The sequence below is a fragment of the Denitratisoma oestradiolicum genome, from assembly GCF_902813185.1.
In the GTDB taxonomy this organism is placed as follows: domain Bacteria; phylum Pseudomonadota; class Gammaproteobacteria; order Burkholderiales; family Rhodocyclaceae; genus Denitratisoma; species Denitratisoma oestradiolicum.
In genome coordinates, this window is sequence record NZ_LR778301.1 from 3433363 (window position 1) to 3448775 (window position 15413).

Annotated in this window: 16 protein-coding genes; 14 read left to right on the top strand and 2 right to left on the bottom strand. The window is 63.4% G+C overall.

Going from position 1 to position 15413, the window contains the following annotated elements:
* Nucleotides 1-5: 5 nt before the first annotated feature.
* Nucleotides 6-1997, top strand: a complete 1992-nt coding sequence (accC, locus tag DENOEST_RS15680) for an acetyl-CoA carboxylase biotin carboxylase subunit (RefSeq protein ID WP_145771521.1) — start codon at nt 6-8, stop codon at nt 1995-1997.
* A gap of 183 nt (nt 1998-2180) precedes the next feature.
* Here the strand turns inward: accC and DENOEST_RS15685 are convergent, their stop codons facing one another.
* Nucleotides 2181-2909 (bottom strand): cytochrome c biogenesis CcdA family protein, encoded by a 729-nt coding sequence (locus DENOEST_RS15685; RefSeq protein ID WP_145771522.1) that lies wholly within the window; start codon nt 2907-2909, stop codon nt 2181-2183.
* A gap of 4 nt (nt 2910-2913) precedes the next feature.
* Nucleotides 2914-3294: a thioredoxin family protein gene (locus DENOEST_RS15690; RefSeq protein ID WP_145771523.1), complete on the bottom strand. Its 381-nt coding sequence runs from the start codon at nt 3292-3294 to the stop codon at nt 2914-2916.
* A 221-nt stretch (nt 3295-3515) separates the two neighbouring features.
* On the opposite strand from DENOEST_RS15690, the gene DENOEST_RS20530 reads away from it, so the two are divergent.
* The 13 genes from DENOEST_RS20530 (at nt 3516) to DENOEST_RS15745 (ending at nt 15389) form a co-directional block, all read left to right on the top strand.
* Nucleotides 3516-3650: a hypothetical protein gene (locus tag DENOEST_RS20530; protein ID WP_269475909.1), complete on the top strand. Its 135-nt coding sequence runs from the start codon at nt 3516-3518 to the stop codon at nt 3648-3650.
* A gap of 135 nt (nt 3651-3785) precedes the next feature.
* Nucleotides 3786-4022 carry a GDCCVxC domain-containing (seleno)protein gene (locus DENOEST_RS20245; RefSeq protein ID WP_145771524.1) on the top strand — a complete coding sequence of 79 codons (237 nt, stop codon included), beginning with the start codon at nt 3786-3788 and terminating at the stop codon, nt 4020-4022.
* Between the two features lie 348 nt (nt 4023-4370).
* Nucleotides 4371-5507 (top strand): D-alanyl-D-alanine carboxypeptidase family protein, encoded by a 1137-nt coding sequence (locus tag DENOEST_RS15695; protein WP_145771525.1) that lies wholly within the window; start codon nt 4371-4373, stop codon nt 5505-5507.
* 247 nt (nt 5508-5754) lie between these two features.
* Nucleotides 5755-6618, top strand: a complete 864-nt coding sequence (locus DENOEST_RS15700; protein ID WP_232096523.1) for a D-amino acid aminotransferase — start codon at nt 5755-5757, stop codon at nt 6616-6618.
* A gap of 143 nt (nt 6619-6761) precedes the next feature.
* The gene (locus DENOEST_RS15705; protein WP_145771526.1) at nt 6762-7025 is read left to right on the top strand and encodes a YbeD family protein; all 264 of its coding nucleotides are present in this window, start codon (nt 6762-6764) and stop codon (nt 7023-7025) included.
* Complete coding sequence (gene lipB / locus DENOEST_RS15710; protein ID WP_145771527.1) at nt 7004-7633, top strand: lipoyl(octanoyl) transferase LipB; 630 nt, start codon at nt 7004-7006, stop codon at nt 7631-7633. The genes DENOEST_RS15705 and lipB overlap by 22 nt, the downstream gene beginning before the upstream one ends.
* The gene (gene lipA, locus DENOEST_RS15715) at nt 7626-8582 is read left to right on the top strand and encodes a lipoyl synthase (protein WP_145771528.1); all 957 of its coding nucleotides are present in this window, start codon (nt 7626-7628) and stop codon (nt 8580-8582) included. Before lipB ends, lipA begins: the two co-directional genes overlap by 8 nt.
* Nucleotides 8579-9061 carry a helix-turn-helix domain-containing protein gene (locus DENOEST_RS15720; RefSeq protein ID WP_145771529.1) on the top strand — a complete coding sequence of 161 codons (483 nt, stop codon included), beginning with the start codon at nt 8579-8581 and terminating at the stop codon, nt 9059-9061. The genes lipA and DENOEST_RS15720 overlap by 4 nt, the downstream gene beginning before the upstream one ends.
* Before the next feature lie 141 nt (nt 9062-9202).
* A complete protein-coding gene (locus DENOEST_RS15725; RefSeq protein ID WP_145771530.1) occupies nt 9203-9853 on the top strand; it encodes an ethylbenzene dehydrogenase-related protein in 651 nt (216 codons plus the stop codon).
* Nucleotides 9854-9866: 13 nt separating this feature from the next.
* Nucleotides 9867-10934 carry a 4Fe-4S dicluster domain-containing protein gene (locus DENOEST_RS15730; RefSeq protein ID WP_211357699.1) on the top strand — a complete coding sequence of 356 codons (1068 nt, stop codon included), beginning with the start codon at nt 9867-9869 and terminating at the stop codon, nt 10932-10934.
* The gene (locus DENOEST_RS15735) at nt 10931-13831 is read left to right on the top strand and encodes a molybdopterin-dependent oxidoreductase (protein ID WP_145771531.1); all 2901 of its coding nucleotides are present in this window, start codon (nt 10931-10933) and stop codon (nt 13829-13831) included. The genes DENOEST_RS15730 and DENOEST_RS15735 overlap by 4 nt, the downstream gene beginning before the upstream one ends.
* Nucleotides 13828-14472, top strand: a complete 645-nt coding sequence (locus tag DENOEST_RS15740; protein WP_145771532.1) for a molecular chaperone TorD family protein — start codon at nt 13828-13830, stop codon at nt 14470-14472. Before DENOEST_RS15735 ends, DENOEST_RS15740 begins: the two co-directional genes overlap by 4 nt.
* Before the next feature lie 710 nt (nt 14473-15182).
* On the top strand, nt 15183-15389 hold the full coding sequence (locus DENOEST_RS15745) for a hypothetical protein (protein ID WP_145771533.1): 207 nt from the start codon (nt 15183-15185) through the stop codon (nt 15387-15389).
* The last annotated feature ends 24 nt before the right edge of the window (nt 15390-15413 follow it).

Consider the following 15413-nt stretch of genomic DNA (forward strand, 5'->3'; position numbering starts at 1 on the left):
AGGAAATGTTCAAGAAGATACTGATTGCAAACCGCGGCGAGATCGCCTGCCGCGTCATCAAGACCGCCCGCAGGATGGGCATCAAGACCGTGGCCGTGTATTCCGAGGCGGACAAGGATGCGCGCCATGTGGAACTGGCCGACGAGGCCGTGTGCATCGGCCCGGCAGCGTCCAAGGAAAGCTATCTGGTGATGGACAAGATCATCGCCGCCTGCAAGCAGACCGGCGCCGAGGCGGTCCATCCGGGCTACGGCTTCCTCTCGGAAAATGAGGAGTTCTCCCGCACCCTGGAGGAGCAGGGCATCGTCTTCATCGGCCCCAAGCATCACTCGGTGGCGGCCATGGGCGACAAGATCGCCTCCAAGAAGCTTGCCAAGGAAGCCCGGGTCAACATCATTCCCGGCTACAACGACCCCATCGACACCCCGGAGCGGGCCGTGGAGATCGCCCGGGACATCGGCTACCCGGTGATGATCAAGGCCTCCGCCGGCGGCGGCGGCAAGGGCCTGCGCGTGGCATTCAACGACAAGGAAGCCCATGAGGGTTTCGCCTCCTGCAAGAACGAGGCAAAGAACGCCTTCGGCGACGACCGGGTGTTCATGGAGAAGTTCATCGAGGAGCCCCGCCACATCGAGATCCAGGTGATGGGCGACAGTCAGGGCAATGTGGTGTACCTGTGGGAGCGCGAGTGCTCCATCCAGCGCCGCCACCAGAAGGTGATCGAGGAAGCTCCCTCCCCCTTCCTCGACGACGCTACCCGCAAGGCCATGGGCGAACAGGCCGTGGCCTTGGCCAAGGCCGTGAATTACCAGTCCGCCGGCACCGTGGAATTCGTCGTGGGCGGCAAGGACAAGGGCTTCTACTTCCTGGAGATGAACACCCGGCTCCAGGTGGAGCACCCCGTCACCGAGATGATCACCGGCCTGGACCTGGTGGAGCTGATGATCCGCGTTGCCGCCGGCGAGGCCCTGCCCTTCAAGCAGAACGAGATCAAACGCGAAGGATGGGCCATGGAGTGCCGCATCAACGCCGAGGACCCCTTCCGCAACTTCCTGCCCTCCACCGGCCGCCTGGTGAAATACCAGCCGCCGAAGGAAGTGGCGGGCTTGGTGCGGGTGGATACCGGCGTCTATGAGGGTGGCGAAATCTCCATGTTCTACGACTCCATGATCGCCAAGCTGATCGTGCACGGCGCCACCCGGGATCAGGCCATCGCCAGGATGCGGGAAGGCCTCAACGCCTTCGTGATCCGCGGCGTGGCCTCCAACATTGCCTTCCAGGCTGCCCTGATGAAGAATCCCCGTTTCGTGAACGGCAACTTCAACACCGGCCTGATCGGCGAGGAATATCCCAAGGGCTTCAATGCCGCCGACGTGGTGCATGACGACCCGGCCATGCTGGTCTGCGTCGCCGCCGCCATGCATCGCCAGTACCTGCAACGCAACACCGAAATCTCCGGCCAGATGCCCGGCCACGCCTTCAAGCCGGGCGCGGACTACGTGGTTATCCTGGGTGATGCCCATCATCCGGTGACCATCCATGCCGCCTCCGGCGGCTGGGATGTCAGCTTTGCCGGCGACCGCCACGAGGTGCGCTCCGACTGGCAGTTCGGCCAGTCTCTCTACCAGGGCAGCTTCAACGGCAACCACTTCTGCATGCAGGTGGAGCGCGCCGGACTCAAGTACCGGCTGTTCCACTGGGGCACCCAGGCCGACGTGATGGTGATGAACGCCCATGCCGCCGCGATGCAGAAGCTGATGCCCTTCAAGGCGCCGCCGGATACCTCCAAGTTCCTGCTCTCCCCGATGCCCGGCCTCCTGACCGAGATCGCCGTGGCCCCGGGCCAGGAGGTCAAGGCCGGCGAGACTCTGGCCAAGATCGAGGCCATGAAGATGGAAAACGTCCTCAAGGCCGAACGGGACTGCGTGGTGGACAAGCTCCTGGCCAAGGCCGGCGAAAGCCTGACGGTGGATCAGGCCATCATCGGCTTCAAGTAGAGCTGTCGGCGGAGAGGGAAATGGCTCGAGGTATCCTCTCCGTTCGGTTTATTGCTTGGCAGTGTCGCCTTTCCATAGATTCTGAAACGGCGACAACTCAAAAGGCCCCGAGTTCTTGGGGCCTTTTGCTTTGGTGTCGCTGCCATGTATCAACAGCAACGACTCGACAAACCGGCCCACTCCTCAAATTGAGGTGGTCAGACTGATCAACCAGTCCGGCGCCAATTCCACCACCCAGGCCTCGAAGGCTTTATCCGCACCGCTCAGGATCAACCCGCCGAGCAACAGCATGATGCCCCCCAACAGCTGCTTGCCGACCCTTCCAGCCGACAACAACTGGCCCCGGATTCTCGTCATGGCCTGACGGGAAAGCAATCCCAGAACGACGAGAGGTACACCCGCACCCAGGCCGAAAAGCCCCATCAGCAAGGTAACCTGCCCCAGACTCCGTCCTTGGCTGGCCAGGCTGATTGCCGCTCCCAGCGTCGGGCCGACACATGGACTCCAAACGATACCCAGCAGCAAGCCGAGCATAAACTGCCCTGGCAATCCATCAAGGGTCACCCGCGCAAGCAGGGTTTGCCCCGTCCCGGACAAGCCGGACGTCGCTCCTGCAAAACGCTCTTGCAGGACTGGGGAGACCAGCACCAAACCAAACACCAGAAGAAGCAAGGCTGCCCCATATCGAAGCATGGTCTGATCGAGACCGATGGACGACCCCAGGCTGGCGATCAGGACACCGACCACCGTGAAGGAAAGTGCCAAACCTCCGGCCAGGACATAGGGTCCCAAACGATGAGCGAGCACCGCAGTCCCCAGAAGAATGGGCAAGATCGGCAAGACGCAGGGCGAAAGGGTAGACAGGCTGCCAGCAACGAATGACAGCCCGTAGGAGGCAAGACCGAAATCCATTGGATTAAATCGCCTTCTTGAGGAGGGCCGCGATACTGTCTTTTCTGGTGTCGCCCGTTGACCGCCCGACTTCCTTGCCACCCTTGAAGACGATCAGGGTGCTCTGCATCGTCGCCTTGAATTCCTTGACAACATTCTTCTGCTGGTCGAAATCCACACGCAAGGCATTCATGGCCCTGTACTCGGGGCTGGACAGAAGCTCTAAGACAATCGGCGCTTGTGCCTTGCATGTCGGACACCAATCAGCATGAATCATGACAAGTGTCGGCTTACCTTCCTTCTGCAAGGCATCGAAGGTCGCCTGTTCGAAGGACTGCGTTCCAGCGAACGCGGTACCGGCAGCAAACGCGAGCAACAACAGAAAGGAACGAACGAGTTTCAGCATGATGTACTCCTTGAAGTGGGTTGTTGGACTACATCCCTTAGTCGGACCTCCCAGGCTGTTCCTTACAGTCTATGTTCTTTATCTCCAGGCAACCGATGGCGCTCCACGATTCGTCTCACCCGAAAAAACTGAAATCTCCTGTAAGGAAGCATCCCCTTACTGCGTCAAATACATGACCGCTCGGATTTGGGCGGATCGACAATTCATTATGGAGAACAATCATGTCAGTCATGTGCAAAATGGGCGAAGCGTGCACGCATTCGAGCAAAATGTGCTTACACGAGAAAATGATGGCCGTTATGGTGATGCTCGCCATTGGTGCCGCCATCGCGCATTGGGTGCTGCATTTATTCTGAAACTCCGCAGACCGTACAAAGTGCGGGCGCCGAGGGTGAGCGTTTCCCTCGCGCAAAATCCTTGATGCCCACACTTGACGCACTTTGGTATCGCCTGCGCGTCCAGCGGTGCCAATATCTGGTTACCGATCCAAAATGTCCAAAATCGTTACTGAATCCAAACTCACTTGCCCCGTCTGTGGTCACTGGCAGATGGAAACGATGCCCACCGACGCTTGTCAGTGGTTCTATCAGTGTGTCGGCTGCCACACACTGCTAAGACCCAAACCCGGCGACTGCTGCGTTTTCTGTTCCTACGGCAGCGTATCCTGTCCACCCGTTCAACTTGAGACGGAACGCCAGGGCAACAGTGCTGTTCGCCACCAACCATGAGATGAACCGCGCTATTTTTTATCGATCGCCCAGCCTTCACACAGCCCAGTTTTCGCCACGGCCCTTCAATCCGTGACATTGCGGGAAAAGAGCACGCCCTGTCTGAAGCTCATTCGCAATGTCCATTCGGGACGGCTGCGCAGATAGTCGATGAGTCCATAGGGCCGGTCTTGCTGTGCTATCGGGTTGCGGTAGGGAATCGGCACCCTGTTGAATCCTGCCTGCTCGAACAAACGGATACCAAGAGGTGTAGCCCAAAGCATATGGGTGTACGCCTCCAGTCGCCGGGGGGCCGATCCGCACCGCTTTCCCGTGAGCTGGGTTCAAGTTGGTATACTTTCGCGGGCCATGAAAGCCTTATTCCGAATTTTCAGCCTGACCCTGGCCCTGCTTGCCGGCCCCGCTCAAGCCCAACTGACTCCCCCCTCCCCCGCCATCGCCGCCAATGCCTGGTTGTTGATCGACCACGGCTCCGGCCAGGAACTGGCCGCCAACCGGCCGGATGACCGGATCGAGCCGGCCTCCCTGACCAAGCTGATGACGGCCTACCTGAGCTTCGCCGCCCTGAAGCAGGGGGTGCTGAAGCCGAACCAGACCGTGCCCGTCTCCGAGACCATCAAGGGGGTGCCCGGCTCCCGGATGTTCATCGAGCCGCGCCTGCCGGTCACCGTGGATCAGTTGGTCCGGGGCATGATCGTGCAGTCCGGCAACGATGCCTGCGTCGCCCTGGCCGAGACCATTGCCGGCAGCGAGGCGGCCTTCGCCGAGCGGATGAACCGGGAGGCCCGGCGCCTGGGCCTAACCGCCACCCATTTCGTCAATGCCACGGGCCTGCCCGATCCCCAGCACTACACCACGGCCCGGGACCTGGGCCGACTGGTGCGCGCCCTGATCCGGGATTTCCCCGAGTACTACCCGATCTACGCCTCCAAGGAATACACCTACAACAGGATCACCCAGCCCAACCGCAACCGGCTGCTCTGGCTCGACCCCACGGTGGATGGGGTCAAGACCGGCCACACCGAGGCCGCCGGCTATTGCCTGATCGCCTCCGCCAAGCGCGGCCCCCGGCGCCTGATTTCCGTGGTGCTGGGCACCGATTCCGATTCGGCCCGGGCCCAGGAATCCCTCAAGCTGCTCAACTTCGGCTTCCAGTATTTCGATGGCGTGCAGCTCTATTCCAAGGGTCAGGCCATTTCCCAACTCAAGGTGTTCAAGGGTGCCCAGGGCAAGGTGAAGGCCGGCTTCCCGGACAGCCTCGTCATCTCCCTGCCCCGGGACACGCCCCATGACCGGCTCCGGGTCCAACTGGCCTCCCGCCAGCCCTTGGTGGCGCCGGTGGCGGCCGGGGCGGTAGTGGCCACCCTGAAGGTCTTCGTCGACGACAAGCCCTGGGGCGAGTACCCGGTGCAGGCCCTGGAAGCTGTGCCCGTGGCCGGAATCATCGGCCGGGCCTGGGACACCCTGTGGCTCTGGTTTGAATAAATATGGCCCACCGCCCCCCAGCCCCCGCCTCAAGGCGGGGGAGCCCGCAAGCTCGCTGCGCTCGAAATCACGGGGAACTCCGTGGCAGCACGGTGCCATTTGCGCCTCCGGCGCGTGCCGCTTTCCCTTGTCCCACAGGGATTTCCTTCGGTCACGGCGGCGCGGCGGGAAAGCTGCTATTTCAAGGTTGTGCGGAGAATTTACCGATCGTTTTCTTTGCTCTCCGAGGCCAACTGAGGTTTGAAACATGATGGTCTATCTCAACGGCGCATGGCTGCCCCCCGGCGAAGCGAAGGTTTCCGTAATGGACCGGGGCTTTCTCTTCGGCGACGGCATCTATGAGGTGATCCCGGTCTATTCCCGGCGCCCCTTCCGCCTGGCCCAGCACCTGGAACGCCTGGCCCACAGTCTGGCGGCGGTACGCATCGCCAATCCCCATGGCCCGGCGGAATGGGAAAGCCTGATTCAACACATTGTGGCCAGCGCCGAATGGGAGGACCAGTCGGTCTATCTCCAGGTCACCCGGGGCAGTGCCCCGGTACGCAACCACGCCTTTCCCAAGGACGTGGCCCCGACGGTATTCCTGATGACCGAGGCCCTCACCACACCCGTGCCAACCCTGCGGGAGCTGGGGGTGAAGGTGGTCTCCGCCGCCGACAACCGCTGGCATCGTTGCGACATCAAGGCCATCTCGCTGCTGGCCAACTGCCTGCTGCGCCAGCAGGCAGTGGATGAAGGCTGCGCCGAGACCGTGCTGTTCCGGGACGGTATCCTCACCGAGGGCGCCGCCGCCAACATCTTCGCCGTCAAGGCTGGGGTGCTGCTGGCGCCCCAGAAGAACCACCTGATGCTGCCCGGCATCACCTACGACGTGGTGCTGGAACTGGCTGCGCACTTGGGCCTGCCCTGCCAGGTGCGGGACATCCTGGAAGAGGAAGTGCGGGAGGCCGACGAACTCTGGCTCAGTTCCTCCACCAAGGAGGTCCTGCCCATCGTCGAACTGGATGGCCGCTCCATTGGCACCGGCCACCCCGGCCCGGTCTACCAGGCCATGTATCAGGCCTACCAGGATTTCAAGCTGAAGGTGATGCGCAATGGCGAACTCGATTAGCCACAATGTTCAGCCGAACATTGATTTGCGCACATATTGCTCACTTTTCCACGTCACACCGGCGCAAGCCGGTGTCCAGTCTGGCGCTGCCATGGATTCCGGCTTACGCCGGAATGACGAGATGAACTTGAGGGCTAATCAGGATGGCGGATGAAACCCTGCTCGAATTCCCCTGTGACTTTCCCCTCAAGATCATGGGGGCCACCCGGGACGGCTTTGCCCAGATCATCGTCGAGGTGGTGCTGCGTCATGCGCCGGACTTCGACGCCGCCACGGTGGAAATGCGGGCCTCGTCCAGCGGCAAATACCTTTCCCTGACCTGTACCGTGCGCGCCACTTCCAAGCCCCAACTGGACGCCCTGTATCGAGAATTGAGCGGCCATCCATGGGTAAAGGTGGTTCTCTGATCATCCGCCGCCCGGGCCGGGTGGACTACGAGCCCACCTGGCGTGCCATGCAGGCATTCACCGCCGGGCGGGACCTCGACACGCCGGACGAAATCTGGCTGCTGGAGCACCCGCCGGTGTTCACCCAGGGTCAGGCCGGCAAGCCCGAGCATCTGCTGGGCCAGACCGACATTCCGGTGGTCAAGATCGACCGGGGCGGCCAGATCACCTACCACGGCCCCGGACAACTGGTGGCCTATCTATTGATCGACCTGCGGCGCAAGGATTTCAAGGTACGGGAAATGGTGCAGCGGATGGAGCAGGCCCTGATAGATCTGCTGGCTGGCTACGGTATCACCGCCCGGCGTCAGGCCGGTGCCCCCGGCGTCTATGTGGGTGAAGCCAAGGTGGCGGCCCTGGGGCTGCGGGTCAAGAACGGTTGCAGCTACCACGGCCTATCCCTTAATGTGGACATGGACCTGGCCCCTTTTGCCAGCATCAATCCCTGCGGCTACGCAGGCCTGGCCGTTACCCAATTGAAGGATCTGGGAGTGGCGGACGATTTACCCACCGTGGGCGAGCATCTGCTCGTGCACCTGAAGCAACAACTGGACTATCACCATGAGTGAGCGTGGCATCAAGCAGAAGGGCGAGGCCAAGACGGCCCGCATCCCCATCAAGATCGTGCCGGCGGCCCAGCCCCTGAAGAAGCCCGACTGGATCCGGGTCAAGGTGGGCAGCAGCGCGGGACGCTTCGACGAGGTCAAGCAGGCCCTGCGGGACCACGCCCTGCACACCGTCTGCGAGGAAGCCACCTGCCCCAACATCGGCGAATGCTTCGGCAAGGGCACCGCCACCTTCATGATCCTGGGCGACATCTGCACCCGCCGCTGCCCCTTCTGCGACGTGGGTCACGGCAAGCCCCTGCCCCCCGAGGCCGAGGAGCCGGAAAAGCTGGCCCGCACCATCGCCGCCATGAAGCTCAAGTACGTGGTGATCACCAGCGTGGACCGGGACGACCTGCGGGACGGCGGCGCCCAGCATTTCGTGGACTGCATCCGGGCCGTGCGTCAGCATTCACCCGGCACCCGGATCGAGGTGCTGGTGCCGGACTTCCGCGGCCGCCTGGAGATCGCCCTGGAAATTTTCGACCAGGCCCTGCCCGACGTGATGAACCACAACCTGGAAACCGTGCCCCGCCTCTACAAGCAGGCCCGGCCCGGCGCCGACTACGACCACTCCCTGCAACTGCTGAAGGACTTCAAGGCCCGCCACCCGGAGGTCACCACCAAGTCCGGCCTGATGGTGGGCATCGGCGAGACCGACGAGGAAATCCTGGCCGTGATGGGGGACCTGCGAGCCCACGACGTGGACATGCTCACCATCGGCCAGTACCTGGCCCCCTCGGGCCACCACCTGCCGGTGCTGCGCTATGTGCATCCGGACACCTTCAAGATGTACGAGGCCGAAGCGGGAAAGATGGGCTTCACCAACGCCGCCTGCGCCCCCCTGGTGCGCTCCAGCTACCACGCGGATCAGCAGGCCCATGGCGCGGGAGTTGGAACAAGCTTGCCATGAGCATCGACAACCGGGAATTCGCCCTGCATTATTACCGGGCCTCCTATCTGTTCGCACGCTTCACGGTCCCCTACATGCGCAGTATCTACCAGGAGTTCGAGGGCGACATGGTGCTGACCCTGGTGCTGGGGGAGATCGCGACCCGCAACGTGGGCCAGTTCTTCGAGAAGCCCGGCGAACCCATCCCGGAGGCAGTACTCAACGACCTGGCGGAACAGCGCCGGCTGCTGCGTCCCTGCAATGCCAACTCGGTCAGCGACACCACCGGGATTCCCCGGGAAACCGTGCGGCGCAAGGTCAATACCCTGATCGAACGGGGCTGGATTGCGCAGGATGAAAAGGGATACCTGTTCGTCACCCAGAAGGCGGCGGAACGTTTCGAGCGTTTCATGTTCACCACGCTGGAATCCCTGCTTCCCGCCGCCCAGGCGCTGGCGCAGACGCTGTCACCCGGGGATGCGCCCGGCGACAAAGGCTGACCTCAGGCATCTCTCGCATCGCAGCATCGCTTCCCATTTTGGGAGATTCGGCCCTCCGCATGGGGAGCGGCCGGCCTAGGATTTCAGTCGCATCACGGTCTGTCGCCTGCCGCCGCAGGCGACCCGTCATCTGGAGTCCCTGTGAAAGCGAACTATATCCAACTCCCCCTGGAGCGCCTGCTTGATCCAGGCGATGGGGCCTGGCCCCAGGCCGATGCCACCCGCCTGCCGTTGCAAGGCACCCCGGCCGCCATGCAGCCCACCGCCGCCGTCCGCAGCCATTGGCAGGACAAGCCCATCGGCGCCGTGTCCAGCGTCGAGGTACGCGCACTCTGCACCGACGAAATCCTAGCCTTCCACCTGCGCTGGTCAGACCCTGTTGCCACCTACGACCACGGCGACAATCGTCATTTTCCCGATGCCGCCGCCATCGCCCTGCCCCTGGATGAGCATGCGCCCCTGATGACCATGGGCACCCCCGAGGCGCCCCTCACCGCCTGGTACTGGCGCGCCGACAGCAAGGAACAGGGCTTTCAAGTCCTGGCCCGGGGCCCCGGCAACACACACATCATCGACCGTGGAGTGAAGACCAGCGCCGTCTGGACGGACGGCCGCTGGCAGGTGGTGATCGCCCGCCAGCTCAGGAACGGCGGCATCGCCGACACCATCGACCTTGCCCCCGGCCAGGAAACTCGTTTCGGCGTCGCCATCTGGGAAGGCTCCCATAGCGAGCGCGGCGGGCTGAAGGCTTTTTCCGGCGACTGGCAATCCTTGCAGTTGGCAAGCGCCTGACGGGAGAACGGCGATGACGAAGATCCAACGGCAAATGGCGATGGTGATGGACCTCAACAAGTGCATCGGCTGCCAGACCTGCACCGTGGCCTGCAAGACGCTGTGGACCAGCGATCCGGGCATGGAGGCGATGCTCTTCAATACGGTCAATACCCAGCCCGGCGCCGGCACCCCCCGCGGCTGGGAGTCTCTGGGCGGCGGCTTCCCCGGCGGCGCGGCGGCGCTGGGGGCGATGCCCACCACCACGGGCTTCGGCGAGGCCTGGCGCTTCAACCATGGGGAGGTTTTCCACGGGGGCCAGGGGCAGAAAACCCATCTCCAGGTTCAGGGCAAAGCCCCCGAGTGGGGTCCCAACTGGGATGAGGACCAGGGCGGCGGCGAGTTCCCCAACAGTTTCTTCTTCTACCTGCCACGCATCTGCAACCACTGCACCCATCCGGCCTGCGTCGAGGCCTGCCCGCGCCAGGCCATCGTCAAGCGGCCCGAGGACGGCGTAGTGGTGATCGACGAGACCCGCTGCCGAGGCCATCGCCACTGCATGGAAGCGTGCCCCTACAAGAAGATCTATTTCAACCACGCGAGCAAGGTGAGCCAGAAATGCATCTTCTGCTATCCGCGCCTGGAACAGGGCGTGGCCCCCGCCTGCGCCCGCCAGTGCCCGGGCCGGGTGCGCTTTGTCGGCTACCGCGACGATCCCGACGCACCGATCTGGAAGCTGGTGGACAAATGGAAAGTGGCCCTGCCGCTGCATCCGGAATTCGGCACCGAACCCAATGTGTTCTACGTGCCCCCGGTGGGCCCGGCCCGCTTCGATGCGGCAGGCAATGTGGATGAAAGCCGGCCCCGCATTCCCGATGCCTATCTGATTTCCCTGTTCGGCCCCCGCGTGCTGGACGCCCTGGCGGTGTTGAAGGCCGAGCGGGCCAAGGTGCAACAGGGAGAGCGCTCGGAGTTGATGGATCTCTTGATCGGCTACCGCTGGAAGGAAATGTTCGGCGGCTTCGACCGGGATCCCCAGACCCTGGACTGGGGCCCCCAGCAAACCCTGAACGCAACCCAATCACAGGAACATACGCCATGAACCCAGCCAAACCGGGTCGCCGCCAATTCATCCTTGGCACCACCGCCAACCTCACCGCCGCCAGCCTTGGGCTCTACAACCTGCGCCCCCAGGAAGCCCTGGCGGCAGGCGATGCTGCGCCCGTCGGACTGCGCCAAGCCGCCCGGGCCATCCGCTACGACGACTACTCGGACATCTGGCGCAACAAATGGAAATGGGACAAGGTGGTGAAGGGCACCCACACCCGCGCCAATTGCATTTCCGCCTGCGCCTGGGACGTCTATGTGAAGGACGGCATCGCCTGGCGTGAGGAACAGGCAGCCATCTACGAACCTTCCCGCCCCGACATCCCGGACTTCAATCCCCGCGGCTGCCAGAAGGGCGCGTGTTACAGCCATCTCCAGGTGGCCGAGTCCCGCATCACCCATCCGCTGAAACGCATGGGCGAGCGGGGCGAAGGCAAGTGGAAACGCATCAGTTGGAGCGAGGCCCTGGACGAGATCGCCGACAAGCTGATCGATGCCGCCATCGCCCAGGGCACCGAATCCATCATTTTCGATGACGGCACCACCAATGCCGGCAACGGGCCGGAATCCGCCGGCGATATCCGTTTCGCCGAGGCCATCCAGGCCACCCGCATCGACTCCTGGGCCGGGGTCAGCGACATGCCCATGGGCGCGGTCCAGACCTGGGGCATGTACAACTGCGAGGGCACGGCGGATGACTGGTTCCGCTCCGACTACATCGTGGTCTGGGTGGGGAATCCGGTCTACACCCGGATCCCGGAAGTGCATTTCATGCACGAAGCCCGCTATCGGGGCGCCAAGCTGGTGGTGGTGGCGCCCGACCTGAGCCCCAGCACAGTGCACGCCGATCTCTGGCTCAACATCAAGCCGGAAACCGATGCGGCCCTGGGCCTGGCCTGCGCCCAGGTGATGATCGAGGAAAAACTGTTCAAGCAGGATTACCTGCTGGAGCAGACCGACCTGCCCTTCCTGGTGCGCCAGGACACCGGTCGCTATCTGCGCCAGAGCGATCTGGAGCCAGGCGGCGCTGACAATGCGCTCTACTTGTGGGATGAAGTCAGCGCCCGCCCGGTGGTCGCCCCCGGCTGCGAAGGCGACGGCAGCGGCGGCCGCAGCCTGCGCCTGGGCGCCCTGCGCCCGGCGCTGTCGGGAACCTTCACCGCGAAACTAGCCAACGGCGGCAGCGTAACGGTGGAGACAGTGTTCGACCGGCTCAGGGCCATGCTCGACAAGGAATACCGGCCCGAGCAGGCCGCCGCCGTGACCGGCCTCAACCCCAGCCTGATCCGCCGCTTTGCCCGTGAAATGGCAGCCGCGCCACGGGCCATGATCTTTGCCTCCTGGGGCGCTTGCAAGCACTATCACAGCGATCTGTTCCAGCGCGCCATGATCCTGCTGATGAACCTGACCGGCAACCAGGGCAAGGCCGGGGCCGGCATGCGCATCGCCGCCTGGTGGGGCCTGGACGGGCTGGAGGCCATGATTGATGCGTCGCTGTCCCTGATGGACAAGCTACGGCTGATTCCCAAGGCGCTGCGCGGCCTCACGCCACGGGACTACGAACAGATATTCACCGACATCAGCGACAAGTCGCCGATCACTCCGCTGATGGTTTTTCTCTACGTGCATGGCGGCTACAAGGAGATGTGGGATCAGCCCCATCTGCAGGATCCGGCCCTGCCGCGCAATATCAGCCAGTACATGCGGGAATCCCTGGACAAGCACTGGATGCACGTGCACCCGGCGGAGGACCGCAGCCCCAAGGCCTATATCTTCACCGGCTGCAACCCCCTGCGGCGCTGGCCCTCGCCCCAGATCGCCCGGGACAAGCTGTGGCCCAAGCTGGATCTGGTGGTCTCGGTCAATTTCCGCATGAGCACCTCCAGCCTCTTCGCCGACTACATATTGCCGGTGGCGGGCTATTACGAAAAATACGGCATCAAGTACGCCCAGAGCTACCTGCCCTACATCATCGTCTCCGACAAGGCGACGGAGCCCCTGGGCGAAGCCAAATCCGACTGGGAAACCTTCGGCCTCATCAGCAAGCATGTGGCCGAGCGGGCCCGGGCCCGGGGCATCGGCCCGGTGCGCGGCTACCAGGACCAGCCGCTGGACCTGGGCGGCACCTACGCCCGCCATACCTCGGACGGAAAATACGATCCCACCGATCCGGAAGATCCCGTCAAACTGATGGATGCGATTTTTGCCAACAGCCCCAGCGTGACCGCCAAGAGCGGTCGCGAAGCCCTGCAGATGGGCGCCGTGCCGGTGATCAGCCGCCCCCGGCCCTCGCCCGTTTACGCCAACTACAGCGATTTCGAAAAGGGCGACACCCACTGGCCGCATCGCGACTTCATCGAGAAAAAAGTGGCCTGGCCCACCCTCAGCGGACGCCAGCAGTTTTATCTCGACCACCCCTGGTTCATGGAAGGGGGCGAATCCCTGCCGGTTCACAAAGACCCGCCCCATGCCAAAAGCAAGTTTCCGCTGCGCATCAACGGCGGCCACAATCGCTGGAGCATCCATGCCATCTGGCGCGACCTGCCGCTGCTGCTGCGCCTGGAGCGGGGCCAGCCGGTGTGCTTCATGAATCCGGCCGACACCGATCCGCGCGGCATCCGCGACGGCGACATGGTTCGGGTGTTCAACGACCACGGGCATTTCGAGTGCATGGTGAAGGTCGCCGCCGCCACCGCGCCCGGCGAGGTGATCATCTACCACGCCTGGGAGGCTTACCAGTTCAAGGACTGGCGAGGTCAGCAAGAGCCGGTGGAAGCCCCCTGGAAGGCCTTGCACCTCGCCGGCGGCTACAGCCACCTGCACTACCGAATGTTCTACGGCGGTCCCAGCCACGCACCGCGCGGCGCGCCGGTCGAGGTGGCAAAAGCATGAACGCGCAAGCCCGCAGCAACCTGCGCTGCCACGCCTACGGCCTGCTGGCGGCGCTCATCGACTATCCGGACAACGCCTTCCTTCCCCTGGTCGCCGACGGCCAGGCGATGCGGCAATGCCGGCAAGTGCTAGGCGAACTCCACCCTGCCCTGGATGCTTGCATCGCCTGGCCGGATCTCGCTGACGCGGGCGACGGTGCTGACGCCCTGGCGGTGGAATACACCCGCTTGTTCGATGTCGCCGGCAGCAGCGGCCCCCTCTGCCCCCTCCACGGCGGCGGCTACCGCCCCGATTCGCGGATGCAGCTGCTGCAGGAACTGGTACGCTTCTACAACCACTTCGGCCTGACCACCGAAGCCGCGCCGGCGCGGGAACTACCCGACCATCTGGCCACTCAGCTCGAATTCCTGCACTACCTGAGCCAGCTGGAGAGCGACTGCCTGGCGCACGGCGCCGGCGCCGACGACTGCCACCGGGCCCGCCGCGACTTCCTCGAACACCACCTGTCCCCCTGGCTACCGCAACTTGCCCAGCGCCTGGCGCAGCACCAGGCGCTGCCCTTCTACCGGACCCTGGGGGAATTACTGGCGCATTTCGTCCACATGGAAGCAGAAGCGCAGGAGTTGCCGGATATCCCATGATCCAGGGCGACATCCGCACCCGTCGTGGCCCCTTCTGCGACGTGGGCCACGGCTCCCGATCCCGAAGAACCGGAAACTGGCCCATACCATCGCCGGCCACGTCGGCGGCGATGCCCTCCTGACCCAGCCGGCCTACCGAGACTGTCGCATCCTTATCGACCACCGCACCTCCGAATTCAGCATCAGCGTTCTGCCTTAACGTGAAATACGGAACAATTTCGTGAAACCGCACAAATCGCCACCCTCGTCATTCCGGCTTAGGAACGTCATCCCGGATCTGATCCGGGGCCGGAATCCAGTGGGTCGCCGAACTGGACCCCGGCTTGCGCCGGGGTGACGGGTTTCATGATCAGGGGTAGCGTCTGCCGCCATGGCCGTTAGCGTGAAAAAGCATCAACGGAGCCGGGTGTGACCATCGAGCGCAGCGAGCCGATGAGTAGCCCCGCCCCGGGAAGGAGGCGTAGGCGGGGTTGCGCGAAGCACTGCTTTGCGCCGCCGAAGCCGGCCGTGGAACGGGGGGGGGGGGGGCGTTCAATTGGCCTTTGCGCATTTTCATCCTCGGGGATAGTGCCAGCGCACCGTGCTCGTTAGGAAGAAGCATGAGGCTCTTCTCCGTCATTGCGCAAACCGCGTGACCTTCTACACTGGAAACTGGGGAGCAAAGCCGTTCCCCGGTTTCTGTTCTGCGCTTCCGCAAGGAGGGCGATGCCATGAATGCGATTCATCACCTGGGTGGGTTCGCGAAACCGACCGAGCTCACCGAAAACGAACGACGCCACCAGTGTGTTCTTGAAGAGGCTGCCATACCCAAGCGCAGGATCGGCGACAGCCGGCTCAAGATGATTCTCTGGACCACCTTCCCCTATGGCTGGTTAGCGGTCGGCATCGGTGCGTTTTACTATTTCTTTATCCGCTGAATGCCCTCGGATCAGCCAGCTCCG

Bases quoted from the DNA above. Each gene is read 5' to 3' on its own strand.
- accC (WP_145771521.1), top strand. From the start codon at position 6: ATGTTCAAGAAGATACTGATTGCAAACCGCGGCGAGATCGCCTGCCGC.
- DENOEST_RS15685 (WP_145771522.1), bottom strand. From the start codon at position 2,909: ATGGATTTCGGTCTTGCCTCCTACGGGCTGTCATTCGTTGCTGGCAGC.
- DENOEST_RS15690 (WP_145771523.1), bottom strand. From the start codon at position 3,294: ATGCTGAAACTCGTTCGTTCCTTTCTGTTGTTGCTCGCGTTTGCTGCC.
- DENOEST_RS20530 (WP_269475909.1), top strand. From the start codon at position 3,516: ATGTCAGTCATGTGCAAAATGGGCGAAGCGTGCACGCATTCGAGCAAA.
- DENOEST_RS20245 (WP_145771524.1), top strand. From the start codon at position 3,786: ATGTCCAAAATCGTTACTGAATCCAAACTCACTTGCCCCGTCTGTGGT.
- DENOEST_RS15695 (WP_145771525.1), top strand. From the start codon at position 4,371: ATGAAAGCCTTATTCCGAATTTTCAGCCTGACCCTGGCCCTGCTTGCC.
- DENOEST_RS15700 (WP_232096523.1), top strand. From the start codon at position 5,755: ATGATGGTCTATCTCAACGGCGCATGGCTGCCCCCCGGCGAAGCGAAG.
- DENOEST_RS15705 (WP_145771526.1), top strand. From the start codon at position 6,762: ATGGCGGATGAAACCCTGCTCGAATTCCCCTGTGACTTTCCCCTCAAG.
- lipB (WP_145771527.1), top strand. From the start codon at position 7,004: ATGGGTAAAGGTGGTTCTCTGATCATCCGCCGCCCGGGCCGGGTGGAC.
- lipA (WP_145771528.1), top strand. From the start codon at position 7,626: ATGAGTGAGCGTGGCATCAAGCAGAAGGGCGAGGCCAAGACGGCCCGC.
- DENOEST_RS15720 (WP_145771529.1), top strand. From the start codon at position 8,579: ATGAGCATCGACAACCGGGAATTCGCCCTGCATTATTACCGGGCCTCC.
- DENOEST_RS15730 (WP_211357699.1), top strand. From the start codon at position 9,867: ATGACGAAGATCCAACGGCAAATGGCGATGGTGATGGACCTCAACAAG.
- DENOEST_RS15735 (WP_145771531.1), top strand. From the start codon at position 10,931: ATGAACCCAGCCAAACCGGGTCGCCGCCAATTCATCCTTGGCACCACC.
- DENOEST_RS15740 (WP_145771532.1), top strand. From the start codon at position 13,828: ATGAACGCGCAAGCCCGCAGCAACCTGCGCTGCCACGCCTACGGCCTG.
- DENOEST_RS15745 (WP_145771533.1), top strand. From the start codon at position 15,183: ATGAATGCGATTCATCACCTGGGTGGGTTCGCGAAACCGACCGAGCTC.